This is a genomic window from Pantoea sp. SIMBA_079 (assembly GCF_046940275.1).
Lineage (GTDB): Bacteria > Pseudomonadota > Gammaproteobacteria > Enterobacterales > Enterobacteriaceae > Pantoea > Pantoea borealis.
In genome coordinates, this window is sequence record NZ_JAWRYR010000678.1 from 1 (window position 1) to 250 (window position 250).

Consider the following 250-nt stretch of genomic DNA (forward strand, 5'->3'; position numbering starts at 1 on the left):
TGAGCATCCGGACAGATCTGTAAATGGCGGTTAAAGTCGGCACAGAACACCCAGAACTCCGCCGCTTGCGCTACGTGTTTTTGCCCGCCGGTCAGCGTCACCAGTTCTTCACGTAACGCTTTGTCGGTAATGCGAATAATGCTACTGCACTGCAAAAAACTGGAACTGGACGTCGCACGGGCGCTGTTAATAATCGCCTCACGCTGCGCTTCGGAAATGGGTTCATCAGTGAAATGGCGAATGGAGCGAT

The 250-nt window shown here is 52.8% G+C and carries 1 pseudogene; it reads right to left on the reverse strand.

Annotated features, from left to right (window positions below):
• Positions 1-250 (reverse strand): annotated as a pseudogene (gene nfsA, locus SB719_RS21675) (nitroreductase NfsA); the annotation flags it as partial.